This window comes from Azospirillum sp. TSO35-2 (assembly GCF_003116095.1).
GTDB lineage: Bacteria > Pseudomonadota > Alphaproteobacteria > Azospirillales > Azospirillaceae > Azospirillum.
The window spans coordinates 1,803,242-1,820,202 of sequence record NZ_LGRA01000021.1 but is presented as its reverse complement, the minus strand read 5'-3'; the positions used below and the strand labels follow the sequence as shown (position 1 = coordinate 1,820,202).

General features: G+C 67.2%; 14 protein-coding genes. 2 read left to right on the top strand and 12 right to left on the bottom strand.

Annotation, left to right across the window (positions count from 1 at the left end):
• Positions 1-10: 10 nt before the first annotated feature.
• The 6 genes from TSO352_RS24340 to TSO352_RS24315 all read right to left on the bottom strand — a co-directional run bounded on the left by TSO352_RS24340 (position 11) and on the right by TSO352_RS24315 (position 5,544).
• The gene (locus TSO352_RS24340) at positions 11-1,186 is read right to left on the bottom strand and encodes an ABC transporter substrate-binding protein (protein WP_109109733.1); all 1,176 of its coding nucleotides are present in this window, start codon (positions 1,184-1,186) and stop codon (positions 11-13) included.
• A 47-nt stretch (positions 1,187-1,233) separates the two neighbouring features.
• Entirely contained in the window at positions 1,234-1,893 is a 660-nt protein-coding gene (maiA, locus tag TSO352_RS24335) for a maleylacetoacetate isomerase (protein ID WP_348770664.1), read from the bottom strand.
• A 7-nt stretch (positions 1,894-1,900) separates the two neighbouring features.
• Positions 1,901-3,094 (bottom strand): 3-hydroxybenzoate 6-monooxygenase, encoded by a 1,194-nt coding sequence (locus tag TSO352_RS24330; RefSeq protein ID WP_109109732.1) that lies wholly within the window; start codon positions 3,092-3,094, stop codon positions 1,901-1,903.
• A 39-nt stretch (positions 3,095-3,133) separates the two neighbouring features.
• Positions 3,134-3,844 carry a fumarylacetoacetate hydrolase family protein gene (locus tag TSO352_RS24325; protein WP_109109731.1) on the bottom strand — a complete coding sequence of 237 codons (711 nt, stop codon included), beginning with the start codon at positions 3,842-3,844 and terminating at the stop codon, positions 3,134-3,136.
• A gap of 21 nt (positions 3,845-3,865) precedes the next feature.
• Positions 3,866-4,903: a cupin domain-containing protein gene (locus tag TSO352_RS24320; RefSeq protein ID WP_109109730.1), complete on the bottom strand. Its 1,038-nt coding sequence runs from the start codon at positions 4,901-4,903 to the stop codon at positions 3,866-3,868.
• Positions 4,904-5,088: 185 nt separating this feature from the next.
• Positions 5,089-5,544, bottom strand: coding sequence for a MarR family transcriptional regulator (locus TSO352_RS24315; protein ID WP_158284623.1), 456 nt, complete (start codon positions 5,542-5,544; stop codon positions 5,089-5,091).
• Between the two features lie 630 nt (positions 5,545-6,174).
• On the opposite strand from TSO352_RS24315, the gene TSO352_RS24310 reads away from it, so the two are divergent.
• Positions 6,175-7,110, top strand: a complete 936-nt coding sequence (locus TSO352_RS24310; protein ID WP_109109728.1) for a replication protein RepA — start codon at positions 6,175-6,177, stop codon at positions 7,108-7,110.
• An 812-nt stretch (positions 7,111-7,922) separates the two neighbouring features.
• Here TSO352_RS24310 and TSO352_RS24305 read toward each other — a convergent pair.
• Positions 7,923-8,837, bottom strand: a complete 915-nt coding sequence (locus tag TSO352_RS24305; protein ID WP_109109727.1) for a ParB/RepB/Spo0J family partition protein — start codon at positions 8,835-8,837, stop codon at positions 7,923-7,925.
• Positions 8,824-9,852, bottom strand: a complete 1,029-nt coding sequence (locus tag TSO352_RS24300; RefSeq protein WP_109109726.1) for an AAA family ATPase — start codon at positions 9,850-9,852, stop codon at positions 8,824-8,826. Before TSO352_RS24300 ends, TSO352_RS24305 begins: the two co-directional genes overlap by 14 nt.
• 446 nt (positions 9,853-10,298) lie before the next feature.
• Here TSO352_RS24300 and TSO352_RS24295 point away from each other — a divergent pair, with 446 nt between their 5' ends.
• Positions 10,299-11,300 (top strand): LLM class flavin-dependent oxidoreductase, encoded by a 1,002-nt coding sequence (locus tag TSO352_RS24295; protein ID WP_109109725.1) that lies wholly within the window; start codon positions 10,299-10,301, stop codon positions 11,298-11,300.
• A gap of 10 nt (positions 11,301-11,310) precedes the next feature.
• Here the strand turns inward: TSO352_RS24295 and TSO352_RS24290 are convergent, their stop codons facing one another.
• The 4 genes from TSO352_RS24290 to TSO352_RS24275 form a co-directional block, all read right to left on the bottom strand.
• Positions 11,311-12,147 (bottom strand): aldo/keto reductase, encoded by an 837-nt coding sequence (locus TSO352_RS24290; protein WP_109109724.1) that lies wholly within the window; start codon positions 12,145-12,147, stop codon positions 11,311-11,313.
• 101 nt (positions 12,148-12,248) lie between these two features.
• On the bottom strand, positions 12,249-13,913 hold the full coding sequence (locus tag TSO352_RS24285; protein WP_109109723.1) for a nitrate ABC transporter ATP-binding protein: 1,665 nt from the start codon (positions 13,911-13,913) through the stop codon (positions 12,249-12,251).
• Positions 13,914-13,942: 29 nt separating this feature from the next.
• Entirely contained in the window at positions 13,943-15,025 is a 1,083-nt protein-coding gene (locus TSO352_RS24280) for an ABC transporter permease (protein ID WP_109109722.1), read from the bottom strand.
• A gap of 157 nt (positions 15,026-15,182) precedes the next feature.
• Positions 15,183-16,574 (bottom strand): CmpA/NrtA family ABC transporter substrate-binding protein, encoded by a 1,392-nt coding sequence (locus tag TSO352_RS24275; RefSeq protein WP_109109721.1) that lies wholly within the window; start codon positions 16,572-16,574, stop codon positions 15,183-15,185.
• Positions 16,575-16,961 lie beyond the last annotated feature (387 nt).

Here is a 16,961-nt window from a genome sequence, read left to right as displayed (position 1 = left end):
TGGCGCGCGGTTACGGCTTGCCCGGATCGCGGACGTTGGCGACGGCGTCGAACTCGACGTTCTGAAGCTTGCCGGCGACCCGCTCGACCTTGCGGATGTGGATGGTCTGGACGATGTCGCGGGTGTCCGGATCGATGCTGATGGCCCCGCGCGGGCTGGTCCAGCTCAGGCCGCGGGCCGCCGCCAGGAATTTGTCGCCGGTGGCGTCGCCGCCGGTCTTCTCCAGCGTGCGGGCGATCAGTTGCATGCCGTCGAAGCCGCTGACCGACATGTAGTTGGGGCGGTCCTTCGGGTAGGCGGCGTAATAGGCCTGGGTGTAGGCGGCGTTTTCCGGCGAATTGTGGACTTCCGAATATTGCAGCGAGGTGATCAGCCCCAGCGCGTTGTCGCCGACCGCATCGAGGATGTCCTCCTCCGTCAGGTCGCCGGTGGCGACGATGCGGATGCCGGCCTTGGCCAGATCGCGCTCGACGAAGCCCTTCATGAAGGCGACCGTCTGTTCGCCGGGGGGCACGAACAGGAACACCGCGTCCGGCTTGATGTCCTTGATCTTTTGCAGGAAGGGCGCGAAGTCCGGGTTCTTCACCGGGGTGCGCACCTCGCCGACGATCTCGCCGCCGCCGGCGGTGAAGGTCTTCTTGAACTGGGCCTCGGCGTCGTGGCCGGGGCCGAAATCGGCGACCAGCGTGTAGACCTTGCGGATGCCGTTCTTCACCGCCCAGTCGGCGATCGGCGCGGTGAGCTGCGGCAGCGTGTGCGAGACGCGCAGGACGTAGTTGGACTTGGTGGTGATCGCCGACGCCGCCGCGTTCATGACGATCATCGGCTTCTTCGCTTCGGTGGCGATCGGCGCGGCGGCGAAGGCCGAGGGCGTCAGGCCGAAGCCGCCCAGCACATCCACCTTGTCCTTGACCACCAGCTCCTGCGCCGCGCGCTTGCTGATTTCCGGGGCGACGCCGGTGTCGTCCTTGACGATCAGCTCCACCGGCCGGCCGGCGATGGCTCCGCCCGACTGCTGCAGATAGAGGCGGGCGCCATGCTCGATCTGCTTGCCGTAGGAGGCGAAGGGGCCGGACATCGGCAGGACCAGCCCGACCTTCAGCGGATCGGCGGCGTGGGCGGCGAGCGACAGGGTGGAGGCGGCGAGCGTGGCGGCCAGCCACGCGATGGATGTCCTCGGTTGCATTCTTCCCTCCCTTTTTTCGGTCTTGTGTGACGGTTTGGTCTGGCGGTTCAGGCGGCGTCGGGCTGGTTGGCCGGCGCGGCGCGGCGGAAGGCGTCGAGCGCGGCGCAGGCGCGGTCGATCGCCACCAGGGTCGGATAGGGTGTCAGGTCGACGTTGAACCGCCGCGCGCTCTCGATCTGCGGGACGAGATAGACATCGGCGATGGTGGGCGCGTCGCCGACGCAGAAGGCGCCCCGCCGCCCGTCGGCGGCCAGCATCGTCTCCAGCGCCTGGAACCCGGCGTCGATCCAGGTGACGCACCAGGCGAGCACCGCCGCCTCGCCGCAGCCCAGCGACTTGCGCAGATACTCCAGGACGCGGCGGTTGTTGAGCGGGTGAATGTCGCAGCCGACCAGCGCGGCCAGCGCCCGCACCCGCGCCCGCGCCTCGGGATCGGCGGGAAGCAGGGGCGGCGTCGGGTAGCGCTCCTCCAGCCATTCGATGATCGCCGGGGACTGGATCAGCGCAGCGGCGGCCTTGTCGGGGCCGACGACCAGCGCCGGCACCAGCCCCTGCGGGTTGATCGCCCGGAAGGCAGCGCCGAGATGCTCCTCGGTGCGCAGGTCGACCGCGACATACTCGACATCGAGCCCCTTCAGGTTCAGCGCGATGCGCAAGCGATGCGACGTTCCGCTGCGAAAGAAGTTGTAGAGCTGCATCACCGCCATTCCCCCGTCAGTCCTGCGCCAGGCAATTGCCGACGTTCCAGCCGTACAGCCATTCCATCGCGTCGTAGAAACGCTCGGTCGGGCGCCCCTTCCACAGCGCGTTGCGGACCAGACGCTCGACGCCCTTGGCGTGGTAGATGCGCCCCATCTCGCGGCCGGACAGCACGATGCGCGCAGTGCGGGTGATGCGCGACCGCTGGTACAGGTCCAGCGCCTTGGGCCAGTCGTTGCCGGTGACCCGCAGGGCCTCGCCCAGCGTCACCGCATCCTCCAGCGCCATGCAGGCGCCCTGGGCCATGTACTGCGTCGTCGGGTGGGCGGCGTCGCCCAGCAGCGTGGCGCGGCCGAAGGTCCATTGCGGGATCGGTTCGCGGTCGGCGGTGGCCCAGCGCTTCCACTGCTTGGGCAGGTCGATCAACTGGCGGGCCTTCGGGCAGATGTCCTGGAAATAGCTGCGGACCTCCTCCGGGCTGCCCTCGGTGACGCCCCACTCCTCCTTCTCGCGGCTGTGGAAGGTGACGACGACGTTGTACTGCTCACCGCCGCGCAGCGGGTAATGCACCAGATGGCAGTTGGGGCCGACCCAGATGCTGGCCGCGTTCCATTTCAGCTCGTCGGGGAAGTCGGCCTTGTCGATCACCGAACGGTAGACGACGTGGCCGGTGACGCGCGGCGGATCATTGACATAGTGCTGGCGCACCACCGACCGCACGCCGTCCGCCCCGATCAGGGCCACGCCCCTGTAGGCGTTACCGTTCTGGTCATAGACGGTGACGCCGGCATCGTCCTGCTCGACCTGTTCGATCCGGGTGTTGGTGCGGAATTCGACCCGGCCGGTCTCTTGGGCGCCCTCCAGCAGCGACAGATGCACATCGACCCGGTGGATGACGGCGTAGGGGTTGCCGAAACGCTGGCGGAACGCCTCGCCGGTCGGGATCTTGCCGACCTGATATTCGTCGATGGCGTCGTGCATCACCATACAGTCGGTGAAGACGGCGCGGCTGCGGGCCTTGTCGCCGACACCCAGCGCGTCGAACGCATGGAAGGCGTTGGGGCCGAGCTGGATGCCGGCGCCGATCTCGCCGATCTCGGGGGCCTGCTCGAACACCTGGACCTTGAAGCCGCGGCGCACCAGGGCCAGGGCCGCCGCCAGGCCGCCGATGCCGCCGCCGGCGACGAGCACGGGAAGTTCTTCAGTCATCTCTTCCTCGGATTTTCGAAACGGAGGGATGTTGGGGCGTTATTCGGCGTCGCCGATGGTGAGGGCGATGTCGCCGACCCTCTCGACGTGCCCGGTGAGGCGGTCGCCGGGCTTGACCGGACCAACCCCCTCCGGCGTTCCGGTGAAGATCAGGTCACCGGGTTGCAGATGATAAAATTGCGAGAGATCGGCGAGCAACTCGGGGATATCCCAGATCAACTGGCTGAGATCGGCGCCTTGCTTTTGCCCACCGTTGACCTGGAGGCTTATCGCGCCGGTCTTCAGCACGCCGAGATCACCCTGCGGGATGATCGCGCCGCACACCGTGGAGTTTTCGAAGTTCTTGCCCAGGTCCCAGGGCCGCCCCTGCTCGCGCGCCACCAGCTGCAGGTCCCGGCGGGTCATGTCGAGCCCGGCGCAATAGCCGTAGATCAGGCGCCCGGCATCGGCTTCGCCGACACGGAAGCCCGCGGCACCGATGGCGACGACCAACTCCATCTCATAGTGGTAATTGGTGGTTCCGGCCGGGTACGGCACGGTCGCGCCGGAGGGCACCAGGGTCGACGGATCCTTCAGAAAGTAGAAGGGCTTGGACGACGCCTTGTCGACCGGGCGGTTCATTTCGACGGCGTGGGCGTGATAGTTCCGGCCAACGCAGAAGATCCGCGTCACCGGGAAGCGCGCGTCGCTGCCCCGCACCGGCAACGAGGCGATCGGCGGGGGCGTCCAGAGGTATTTGGCGTCGGACATGTCTGGTCTCTTTTCTTTCAATCAGGTGCGGACTTCGTAGAGGCCGAGCTTCTTCTGAAGCGGCGCGTCGTCGGCGATGAAGAGGAAGGCGGGTCGGTCGGCGGACGGGTTGCGCAGGCTCACCGGCTCGTAGCCGGGCACGCAGCAGGTGTCGGCCTCGGCCAGGGCAAGGTGGTTGCCGTCCAGGGTGACGTCGGCAGCGCCTTCGATCAGGTGGAAGACCATGGCGGTGGACCGGGCCGGCAGGTCGAGCCGCTGGCCCGGACGCAGCATCAACGCCGAGAAGCCGAGAAGTTTCTGGCAGTCGGCGCCGGTCTCCGGGTTGACGTAGGCGACCTGCACCGCGTCGATGCCGGGCTGGCTCTCCGCCAGGGCCAGCAGCGCCTTGCGGACGTCGGCCCAGGGGTAGCGCAGCATCGGGAAGGGCTGTCCGACCCGGTTGAAGACGGGGGCCGGAACCACGCCGCCGCGCTGGTAGGCGCGTTCGGTCGCTTCGCCGTTGACCGACTGGGCGTTGCCTTCGGTGACGTAGGACGCTTCCATGTAATAGACCATCGGCAGGTCCAGCACGTCGAGCCAGACCACCGGCTTGTCACCGTCATGGCCATGCTCGTGCCACAGGCCGGTCGGGGTGAGGATCAGGTCGCCGCGGCTCATCGGGCATTTCTCGCCGTCCACCGTGGTGTAGGCGCCCTCGCCCTCGACGATCATCCGCACGGCGTTCGGGGTGTGGCGGTGGGCCGGCGCCCATTCGCCGGGAAGCAGAAGCTGCATGCCGAGATAGATGGTCGAGGTCGCCTGCATCTTTTCCAGGCCATGGCCGGGGTTGGCCATGACCAGCACGCGCCGCTCGGCCTTTTCCATCGGCGTCAGATCGCCGGCGCGGAGCAGCAGCGGGCGCAGTTCCTGATACGACCAGGCGATCGGCTGGGTCCGCCGCGCCGGCTTGCCGGGTGGCAGGACCGCCCGCAGGCTGGGCCACAACGGGACCAGGTTCTGCGCGGTCAGGGCGGCACGGTAATCCTCCGGCAAATCTTCGAGGCGGCCGAGTTCAAGCATGGAGAGTCCTCCGGGTCTGGCAAAATCAGGACGTGGGTGGGCGGACGGCGCCGCTGGCAAGCGGCGGCCGGTGTGTTCGGAACCTGGAAATTATCAAATGAAACTATGAGGGCAGAACAAAGCGCGCCGGGACCTTGGCGAACGCGTCAATCAATCATCGGGTCATCTTGCGCAAAGAGGCGCGTCTACTTCTTGAACGGGGCGCGGCTGCTTTCGTTGTTCTCGTCCACCAGCCGCTCCAGCAGCGCCATGAAGACAGCGCGTTCGTCGCTGCTCAACGGTTCCAGCAGGCGTTCCTGCACCCGGTCGACCGACGGCTCCACCGTTTCCAGCATGGCCCGCCCGACGTCGGTGAGGGACACCAGCTTCTGGCGCCGATCCTCCACCCCGGCCGTCCGGCGGATCCAGCCCTTTTCCTCCAGCCGTTCGACCAGGCCGCCGATGGTGGAGCGGTCCAGTGCCGCCCGCGACGCCAGGGTGATCTGGTCGAGGTCCGATTTCTCCCGCAGCACCGCCAGGACCGCGTACTGCGTCGGCGTGATGTCGAACTCCTTGCATTCGTCGAGGAAGATCGACACCGCGATCTGCTGCGCACGGCGGATCATGTGGCCGGGTTTGAGATGCAGATCGCCGTGCAACATGAAGGTCCTCATTCCCGATGGATCGTGCGACGCGTGTCGTAGCACGAACGGCACACCGTGCAATCCCCGCCGGCCTTCCGCGTCCCCCGTCATGCCACCGCCCCACCGTCTTTAATCAGTATGCTGATGAACAGTATACTGATCTTCAGTGTAACGCTCAACATGTTTTTCAGAGGGACGAGGACTTCGCGTACCCGCCCGCCCGTCGCGGGATCCACACCAGCCACCAGGGCCCCGACCACGGGCGCCAAAGGCCGATCTCCGGCTCGCCACCCCGCAACACGGCGGCGGCCGGGTCAAAGACGGGGCGGCAGGCGCGTACTCTTGCGATGGATGCCCTGGGCCACACCGGGCCGGTTGCCGATTCGCGGCCGGGCTGCGTACTCTTGCGATGCGGGCCGGCTGTGGCGCGATCTGCCATCGCCCTTGTCCCGCGTATTGTTGCGATGCCCATACGCACTCTTGCGATCGGCGAATCGGCCCGACTCGGTTTTTCCCCCGTACTCTTGCGATGAATCAACTAATAGAGTCTCAAATAGGTTTCCTACTAGGCATGCTCTCAAGAGTACGCGTTGCGGCCAGCTTCCCGACCGGTCACACTCTCGACAGCTCTGGTAGGAGGGACGACCCTTGGGCACGCTTCACGAACTGATCAGGACACATGGCGCCGATGACGCCCGCCGTCTCGTCCCGGAACAGGAGCGTCCGTTCGTCGATCTGGCGGCGGAGGCCCTGGCCACCGAGAGCAAGGCGCTGGGCATCACCTATGCCGGCTTCTGCCTGACCAGCCTGCCGCACAAGGCCTTGCCCGACGAGCAGCATTGGGAACGCCCCGGCCATAAGGTCAAGCTGATCATCGAGCCTGGGCGGCTGCCGGACAATGACGGCGTGACCCGGCTGTTTGGCGTCCCCTACGGGTCGCGGGCACGGCTCATCCTGCTTTACCTGCAAACCCGCGCGATCCAGACCGGCAGCCCGGAGGTCGAACTGGGCGGCTCCATGCGCGACTGGATGAGCCGGATGAATGTGTCGACCGGCGGCAAATCCTATCGCGACGTCAAGGAGCAGGCCAACCGCATCAGCGCCTGCAACCTGACCTTCATCTGGGAACGCCAGGGCAAGAAGGCGGAATTCGCCAAGGACACCATCGTCAAAGGCGGCATCCAGCTCTACGACACCGACGATGACCAGCAGCTGCGCCTGTGGGTGGACACGGTTCGCCTGTCCGACAGCTTCTTCAAGGCCTTGCGCGAGCATCCGGTGCCGGTGTGGGAGCCGGCGATCAAGCTGATCTCCAACAAATCCATGGCGATCGACATCTATATCTGGCTCGCCTACCGCCTGCACGTGCTGGGCACGCCGACGCCGGTGACCTGGACCGCGCTGCATGGCCAGTTCGGCGCCGGCTACAAGAACGTCTTCCAGTTCAAGCCGCGCTTCCAGGACGCCTTGAAAGCCGCCCTCGCCGTCTACCCGGATGCCAAGGTCAGCGTCGACGACGTCGGCCTCGTCCTGCACCCCTCGCGCCCGCCGGTGCCGGAGCGCCAGTTCGCACTCTTGCGATGAGGGCAACCCTGCGTACTCTTGGGAGGCTTCATCGCAAGAGTACGCGACACCGGGGACCCGGCCGGCATGGCAGCCGCGCCGCAACGCCGAGACGGCCGCCGTCGCGCCCTCGGCCGCTTCATGATCATCGCCGGGAAAAGGTGGTTTTTGGGCATTCCGCCAGCTTGGCCGCGACACCATCCCAACGATGGTTCCCGACACCGATGACACCCAGGCACTGGTGCTGATCAAAAATGCCCGGCGTGTCGACCTGCACTCCATAGACATTGCACGCTCCCTGGATCGGCTGATCGAGGAGAAGGGGCTGGCACAGCAGCAGGCGACGGTGCTCATCGGCAGATCGCAAGAGTACGTGGCCCGGCTGCTCGGAATTCCGCGGTTGCCCGGCGGCATTCCTGGAGGAGGAGTCGCAGCCGAGCCACGTGTCGGTGCTGATGGAGCTTGGCGACGGCGCCTTGCAAGCCAAGCTTCGGGAGCGGGCAAAGCCCGGTCTCACGATGAAGGCGGTGGGCGAGGCCCCCTCCCCCGCGCCGGCCGCTCACCGGCCGGACCGACGCCAGATCAGCAGGTTTCCGGAGGGGTGATATCGAGTGAGGGTTCTGGAAACCGGCTCTAAGAGCTCAACGGACCGCCCTCGTCTTCAACAAGGCAGACTACCGGACCGTGTCGCTTCTGGAACGAAGCGGACGCCGTTCCACTGTGGAACGGCAGAGTCACGCCGACGCTGGTGCCGGCCATTGCCGAAGGACGCAAGAGCGTCAGGCTCAGCCGTGGAACGCGACGGAAGAAAGGTCGCGTTCCACAGTGGAACGCTAACTCTTGCTCGCGCTTTCGATCACCGCGTTGAGGTCATCCCGCATTTGTATGAGCATCTCCAAGTCGCTGTTCCACAGCCGTCTCGGCTCAAGGCGAAGGGCGCCCAGGACCTCATGCGCCTGCTGAATGCGTCGGGCGAGCCGTTTCGGCAGAGCGCTGAGCGCAACGTCCGGATTTTCTCCCCGAACCGCCCCCTGGGTGGTGGGGGCAAGGTTGTTCCCGTCATTGCCCTTCACCGGAGCAAGGGGCGGAAGCAAGGCCGGACCGCCAATGGCCGTCTTGGCCGCGTCCCACATCCTGATCTGCGCGTCGACGTCTTCAATCTCCGCGATGGCCCACAACTGCTTTTTGGTCGGCTTGTGCAGGTGGTATTCGTCGCGCACGACCCGCGGCAGCTTCAGCAGCAGGAGAGCGCGGGAAATCTCCGACTTGCTCTTGCCAAGAATTCGGCCGAGGACCGCGTAGGAGTAGTCGAACTTCCGCCGCAGGCGCTCGATGGCGTCGGCCTCCTCGAACGGGTCGAGGTCGCTGCGCTGGACGTTTTCCAGGAGAGCGAGTTCGTCGTCGTCACCGGTCAGGGTGACCGCCAGAATCTTCTCCAGCCCGATCATCTTGGCAGCGCGAAGGCGCCGCTCGCCGTAGACCAGCTGGAAGCGGCCGTCATCAAGGGGCTTGATGCCGACCGGCTGGACCAGCCCCTTCTCGCGCATGGAATTGGCCAAACCTTCCAGTTCCTCGGCGTCAAAATGCCGCCGCGGCTGGCTGGGATTGGGAATGATGCGGTCGAGGGGCACCTCCACCACGCGCCGGTCCGTCGGGCTGTTGAGACCGAAGGTCTGCGCCACACGGTCCTCTTCAGCGGACGCGAGCACCGCCGTCACCCCCTGACGGCCGAACTTACGCGATGACATGAGTCGCCTCCACCATCTGGTTGCGCTTCTCCACGACGGCGGCAACCACCTCCTCGTACACCGTCATTCCCGGCGCGTCCGGCAGGGCTTCGGCCACGGTGCGTCCCGCGGCGGCGGCCTGGGCGTAGATGGTTGCCCGGGGCATGGGCGGGAAAATGCGCAGCATCTTGCCGAAGATCCGATGCATGTCCTCAAGCGAGGCGCGGTCCTGGACGAGCCGGTGATCGTACATCGTCGGCAGGAGCCCGACGACGGACAGGCGTGGGTTGGAACGCCGCTGGATGGCGTCGATGTTCTTCAGCAGGAACTCCACGCCCGTCACCGAAAAAGCTTCCGTCTGGCAAGGCACGACGATGCAGTCGCCGGCGGTGAGCGCGTTGATGGTGAGCGCGCCGAAATGGGGCGGGGTGTCGATGACGATGAAGTCGTAAGTCCGGCGCGCGTCTGTCAGGATTTCCCGCAGCGTGAAGTCGCTGCCCGGCTTGCCGAGCAACTCGGTTTCCGCGTCGCCCAGGCGCATGCCCGACGGAACAACGTGAAGGCTGCCCTCGCCCACTTGCACCGTGCTCTCGGCGAGCGTGGTCGCACCTGGCGTATCCAGCATCGCCGCGCGCAGCGGCGTGTAGAGCGTCTGGTTGATCTTGTCCTGGTGGATGGGGTTGAGGCCGAAGTGCATCGTGGCGTTCGCTTGCGGGTCGGAGTCGACGAACAAGACCGAATAGCCGCGCTGCGCCAGACCGGCTGCGACGTTGACGCTCGACACCGTTTTTCCCACACCGCCCTTTCGGTTGGCGAAGACAAGCGTCAGCGCCGGGCCATGCTCGATTTCCGGGCCAGCCACCTCCTGAAGGAGAAAGCGCGCGACCTGCTCAGGGATTTTTTCGCTGTTGCTCTCCCAGCGGCTGATCTTGGAGCGGTCGTAGCGACGCTTCAGACGCTCGTTCAACCAGAGCGCAAAATCCGGCTGCGTCAATCCGCGCCGTTCCCGGAACGCCTTCATATCCTCGCCGCGCATGATCCCCCCTCCGACAACCGACGATCCTTCCTCATAGGGGGCGGTCGATCACGGCGTCAAGTCTTGGTGGAGCCGGCCTCTTTGCATCAACATCCGTCAACCAGCACACCCCTTTTAAAGGCTTATCCATTGCGTAGCCGGAATGATTGATGTTGATGGCGTGTTGGCGCAATGGTGCCTGGTTTGCATCAACATCGGAACCCCTGCCGAGGTGACCGCGGCTGCCCAACGACCATTCCGAATCTGGCGGCCTTACGGAAACCGGCGCACCGCCGCCTGTCGGGCCGAGGCCCAGGGGGGAAGGTCGATCCCCGGTGCGACATCGCACCAGTTCTCGCGGCGCAAGGCAGCCGCGCGGGATCGCGGCGTGGATATCGCTGCCCGGCGACCATACCTTGGGTCCCTACGACTGGCCGCACCGCCGGCCGCTGTGAACGGACCGCGCCATGATCCCCTTTTCCGTGCTCGACCTCGCTCCGATCATCCAGGGGGCAACCGCCGCCCAGTCCTTCGCCAACACGCTGGACCTCGCCCGGCATGCGGAGCGCTGGGGCTACAAGCGCTACTGGCTGGCGGAACACCACAACATGCCGGGCATCGCCAGCGCCGCCACGGCGGTGGTGATCGGCCATGTCGCCGCCGGCACCTCGACCATCCGGGTCGGGTCGGGCGGGGTGATGCTGCCCAACCACGCCCCGCTGGTGATCGCCGAGCAGTTCGGCACGCTGGAATCGCTCTATCCCGGCCGCATCGATCTCGGGCTGGGCCGGGCGCCGGGCACCGACATGATGACGGCGCGGGCGCTGCGCCGCGACATGGCCGACAGCAGCGACCGCTTCCCGCAGGACGTCGTCGAACTCCAGATGTATTTCGAGGAGGCGGAGCCGAACCAGCGCATCCGCGCGGTGCCGGGGGCCGGGTTGAAGGTGCCGCTGTGGCTGCTCGGTTCGAGCCTGTTCAGCGCGCAGCTGGCGGCGATGCTCGGCCTGCCCTTCGCCTTCGCCTCGCACTTCGCGCCGGACATGCTGATGGAGGCCCTGGCGATCTATCGCGCCCGGTTCGAACCGTCGGCGACGCTGGCCAAGCCGCACGCCATGGTCGCCGTCAACCTGTTCGCCGCCGACAGCGAGGCCGAGGCGCGGCGCATCCAGTCCTCCGCCCAGCAGCAGTTCGCCAACCTGCGCCGCGGCACCCCCGGCAAGCTGCCGCCGCCGATCGACGACATCGAGACCTATTGGCAGCACCCGGGCGAGAAGGCGATGGTCGAGCGCGCGCTGGGCAGCGTCGCCGCGGTCGGCACCCCCGATCAGGTGGCGGCGCGGCTGTCGGAGATCATCGCGGCGACCCAGGCGGACGAACTGATCCTGGCCGGCCAGATCTTCGACCACGCCGCCCGCCTGCGCTCGTTCCAGATCGGCGCCGAGGTGCGGGAACGGCTGGGCACCTGACGGCCTTCCCTCAGATCATCGCCAGCGGCTGTTTGCGCCGGGGCGGCGGGTAGGCGGCGTCGATGGCGGCGATGTCCTCGGCGGTCAGGGTCAGGCGGGTGGAGTCGGCGTTCTCGATCGCGTGGGCGACGCTGCCGGCCTTCGGAATGGCGATGACGCCGCCCTCGCGCAGGCTCCAGGCCAGCGCCACCTGCGCCGGGGTGGCGTCGTGGCGCTGGGCGACCGTCCGCAGGGCCGGGGAGGTGAGCAGGGCGCCGCCCTGGCCGATCGGCGAATAGGCCATCAGCGGCATGCGCGCGGTGTGCTGGAAGGGCAGCAGGTCGTATTCGATGCCGCGCTGTTCGGGGTTGTAGAGCACCTGGTTGACGGCGCAGCCGTGCAGGTCGGTGACGTCGCCCAGCTCCTCCAGATCGTCGACGTCGAAGTTCGACACGCCCCAGCGGGCAATCTTGCCGGCGTTCCGCAAGGTCTCGAACGCCTCCACCGTCTCCGCCAGCGGCACGCCGCCGCGCCAGTGCAGCAGATAGAGGTCGATGCGGTCGATGCCCAGCCGCTTCAGGCTGCGTTCGCACGCCTTGACGGTGCCGACGCGCGAGGCGTTGCTGGGCAGCACCTTGGTGACGATGAACAGCCCGTCGCGGCGGCCGGCGATCGCCTCGCCCACCAGCTCTTCCGAGGCGCCGTCGCCGTACATCTCGGCGGTGTCGATCAGGGTCAGGCCGCGGTCGATGCCGGCCTGGATCGCGGCGATCTCGGCGGCGCGGTGGCCCGCCCGCTCCGCCATCATCCAGGTGCCCTGGCCCAGGGCCGGAACGCTGGTGCCGTCCGGCAGGGTCACGCGCTTCATGTCTCTTCCCCTCCTTGAGGTCCGCTCCAAAAGCAACAAGCTGGCCCCATGGGGCCAGCTTGTCGATGCTTCTTCGGTGGCTTTCCGGGGAATGGCGGCGGTTACGCCGCCTTCTTGGGCGCGCCGGCGTGGCCGCCCTCCAGGAAGTTCAGCAGCTCCTCGCGGTAGTCGTAATAGCGCGGGTGCTCCAGCAGGGCCTGGCGGGTGCGCGGGTGCGGGATGTCGACCGTCAGGATGTGGCCGATCTTGGCGTTCGGCCCGTTGGTCATCATCACCACGCGGTCGGCCAGCAACAGCGCCTCGTCGACGTCGTGGGTGACGCAGACGGCGGTGACCTTGGTGCGCGCCCACACCTCCATCAGCACCTCCTGCAGCTCCCAGCGGGTCAGGCTGTCGAGCATTCCGAACGGTTCGTCCAGCAGCAGCAGCTTGGGCGACAGGGCGAAGGCGCGGGCGATGCCGACGCGCTGCTTCATGCCGTTCGACAGCTCCGCCGCTTTCTTGTCCATGGCATCGCCCAGCCCGACGCGGGCGAGGTAGTAGCGGACGATGTCGGCGCGCTCGCCCTTGTTCGCGTGGGGGAAGACGCGCTCGACGCCCAGCATGACGTTCTCGTAGGCGGTCAACCAGGGGAACAGGCTGGGGGCCTGGAACACCACGGCGCGGTCGGGGCCGGCGCCGTCGATCTCCTTGCCGTCCAGCACGATGCCGCCGCTGGTGATGTCGGCAAGGCCGGCGACCATCGACAGCACCGTCGACTTGCCGCAGCCGGAATGGCCGATCAGCGACACGAACTCGCCCTTGCGCATCTTCAGGTCGAAGCCGTCGACCACGGTCAGCGGCCCCTTCGGCGTGGCGAAGGTCTTGGTCAGGCGGGTGAATTCCAGGTAGCGGCTGGCGCCGCCGTCGCCACCCATCGCCGCGATGTAGGCCTTGGGCGGCGGCGCGGCGGTGATCGGCTGCAGGTCGGGCAGGGGCAGCGCGTCGTCGCCGCCGGCGCCGCGGGCGACGCCGACCTCCATCAGGTAGGCGGTGACCTCGGCGCGCAGCCGCTTGAAGTCCTCGTCATGGTTGACGGCGGTGCGGTCGCGCGGGCGGGGCAGGTCGACGGTGAAGGCCGGCCCCAGCGTGGCGCCCGGCCCCGGCGTCAGCGGGATGATGCGGTCGGCCAGCAGGATGGCTTCGTCGACGTCGTTGGTGATGAGGATGACGGTCTTGCGATCCTTGCGCCAGATCGCCTCAATCTCGTCCTGCAGCTTGGCGCGGGTCAGCGCGTCGAGCGCCGACAGCGGCTCGTCCAGCAGCAGCATTTCCGGGCTCATGGCGAGCGCGCGGGCGAAGCCGACGCGTTGGCGCATGCCGCCCGACAGCTCCTTCGGCCGGCGGTCGGTGGCGTGGCCGAGGCCGACCGTCTCCACCGCCCGGCGGGTCAGCACGCCGCGCTCCGTCCCGCCCTTGCCTTTGTGGACGGCGTCGACCGCCAGCGCGACATTCTCCTTCACGCTCAGCCAGGGCATCAGCGAGTAGCTCTGGAAGACCAGCCCGCGTTCCGGCCCCGGCCCGGTGACCGGCTTGCCGCGGTACAGCACCGCGCCGGCGTCCGGCATCGCCAGTCCGGCGATCAGGTTGATCAGCGTCGACTTGCCGGAGCCGGAGAAGCCGACGATGGCGACGAACTCGCCCTCCTCGATCGACAGGTCGATGTCGCGCAGCACCGGTGTCGCGCCGTAGGACTTCGACACGCCCTTCAGGTCCAGGATCGCCATGGTCGTCATCTCCTTGGAAGGGCCGGGGCTCAGCGGGCGGGGCTGTGGCTGACGGCGGACTGGAAGGCCAGCATCACGCGGTCGAGCAGGAAGCCGATCAGGCCGATGGTGAAGACGGCGACCATGATCTTGGCCAGCGAGTTGGCGGAGCCGTTCTGGAACTCGTCCCAGACGAATTTGCCGAGGCCGGGGTTCTGCGCCAGCATCTCCGCGGCGATCAGCACCATCCAGCCCACGCCCAGCGACAGGCGCAGCCCGGTGAAGATGTAGGGCAGGGCCGACGGCAGCACGAGGCGGCGCACCATGGTGAAGCCGGAGAGCTGCAGCACCTTGCCGACGTTCATCAGGTCCTTGTCGATCGACGACACGCCGACCGCGGTGTTGATCAGCGTCGGCCACAGCGAGCACAAAGTGACGGTGATGGCCGAGGTCAGGAACGACTTTTCGAACAGCGGATTGTCGCTCGACACCGTGGCGCTGACCACCATGGTGACCAGCGGCAGCCACGCCAGCGGCGACACCGGCTTGAAGATCTGGATCAGCGGGTTGATCGCGGCGTTGACGGTGCTCGACAGGCCGCAGGCGACGCCCAGCGGCACTGCCACCAGCGCGCCGAGCAGGAAGCCGGTGAACACCGTCTTCAGGCTGGTGACGATCTGGTCGAGGTAGGTCGGCTTGCCGGCGTAGGGCAGGGTCCTGACCTCGGCCGCCGGGTTGGCCGCCAGCTTGTCGGCGTTGCGCTTGGCCTGGCGCTCGTAATAGGCGGCTTCCTTGGCGCGTTCGGCCTTGTGGTCGGCGTAGAGGTTGGTCGCCTGCTCCCACACCTGGGCCGGGCCGGGGATGGCGCCCAGGCTGGTGTGGACCTGCGGGGCGGCCCAGCCCCAGGCGGCGAGGAACAGCAGGATGGCGGTCAGCGGGATGCCCATCTGGCGCCACAGCTCGATCCCCTGCTGGCGCGGGTTCTCGCCGGCGGCAAGCCGCAGCAGCGGCGCCAGCCAGCCGAGGCCGATCACGCCGAGCGTGCCGGCGATCCGGTTGAGGGTCTGGGCGCGCCGGGCCTTGCGTTGGGCGCGGGCGAGGTCGGCGGCGGCGGTGTCGGTCAGGCTGGTCATGATCTGGTCTTCCCCTTGGAAAGATCCCTTCTCCCCCCTGGGGAGAAGGTTGGGATGAGGGGGGTCGGCGCAGCCGAAGAGATCCTCGCTGCGGCCCCCCACCCCGATCCTCCCCCGCTGGGCGGGGGAGGGAGTTTGACGGAGGCGGGGAGGGCGCTTACCCGCCCACCACCTGACCGCCCTCGACCTTCTGCTCGCCCTTCAGGCCGATGGGCTGCTTGTTGAGGTAGTCGTTCGGCTTGTGGCCGTCATAGGGGATGCCGTCGATGAAGCCGTTGTCGACCGGCTTGTAGCCGTCGCTGGTCCAGGGGAAGTCGGCCTCCTTGGCCTTGCCTTCCTCGACCAGCAGCTTGGCGGCCTGGAGGTAGATCTCCGGCTTGTAGACGTCGGCGGCGGTCTTGGCGTACCAGGCGTCGGGCTTGGCCTCGGCGATCTGGCCCCAGCGGCGCATCTGGGTCAGGTACCAGACGGCGTCGGAATAGAAGGGGTAGGTGGCGTTGTAGCGGAAGAAGACGTTGAAGTCGGGAACGTCGCGCTTGTCGCCCTTCTCATACTCGAAGGTGCCGGTCATCGAATTGGCGATCACCTTGGCGTCGGCGCCGACATAGTCGGACTTGGCGAGGATCTTCACCGCTTCGGCGCGGTTGGCGTTGTTGTTCTCGTCCAGCCACTGGGCGGCGCGGATCAGCGCCTTGACGACCGCCAGATGGGTCTTGGGATTCTTCTTCGCCCAGTCGTCGGTGACGCCGAACACCTTCTCGGGGTTGTTCTTCCAGATCTCGGTGTCGGTGATGACCGGCACGCCGATGCCCTTGACCACCGCCTGCTGGTTCCACGGCTCGCCGACGCTGTAGCCGTAGATGGTGCCGGCCTCCAGCGTCGCCGGCATCTGCGGCGGCGGGGTGACCGACAGCAGCGCGTCGGCGCCGATCTGGCCCGACACGTCGGTCGGGCTGTAGAAGCCGGGGTTGATGCCGCCCGACGCCAGCCAGTAGCGCAGTTCGTAATTGTGGGTCGAGACCGGGAAGACCATGCCCATGTTGAAGGGCTTGCCCTCCGCCTTGTACTGGGCGATCACCGGCTTCAGCGCGTCGGCCTTGATCGGGTGGACCGGCTTGCCGTCGGCGCCGTTGGGCACATTGGCCTTCATCTTCTTCCAGACCTCGTTCGACAGCGTGATGCCGTTGCCGTTCAGGTCCATCGAGAAGGCGGTGACGATGTGCGCCTTGGTGCCGAAGCCGATGGTGGCGCCCAGCGGCTGGCCGGCCAGCATGTGGGCGCCGTCCAATTCGCCGGAGATGACGCGGTCCAGCAGGACCTTCCAGTTCGCCTGCGGCTCCAGCGTCACCGACAGCCCTTCATCCTCGAAGAAGCCCTTTTCGGCGGCGATCGCCAGCGGGGCCATGTCGGTCAGCTTGATGAAGCCGAGCTTCAGTTGCTCCTTCTCGACGGCGAGCGGGGCGGCGACGGCAGAGACGCCGGCCGTCAGCGCGACCACGGCGGCGGCGGAGGCGAGAAGGCTGCGCAGGGAAAAGACGGTGTTGGCCACGTCGGATGCTCCATCTCTGAAATCAGGGCCAGCGGTGCGGGTGGCGACACCGGTGTCGATTTCTTGGGCAAACCCCGGACTGGCTGTTTTTCGGGCAATGGCGGCGGAGGCACCCTGTCCGTCGAACGCGTCCAGCGGGATCGACCGTAGGAAAGCCTTGGGAAAGGCCCGTCGATACCGGGTCGGCAACACTGCCGGGGCTGGCCCATCATTGGACGCTTGGGATGCACGCACCGTCGTTGGCGCGTCTCTGGTCCCGTCCTTCGCAAGCCTCATGCCAAAGGATGGGATTTGCCGCGAAATCGGCCAGGACGCTTGATTCCCTTGGGCGGGGCCAAGCGGAAGGTATCAGCCTTCGCAGGGTGGCCCCACGGCCGCTGCTGCTTT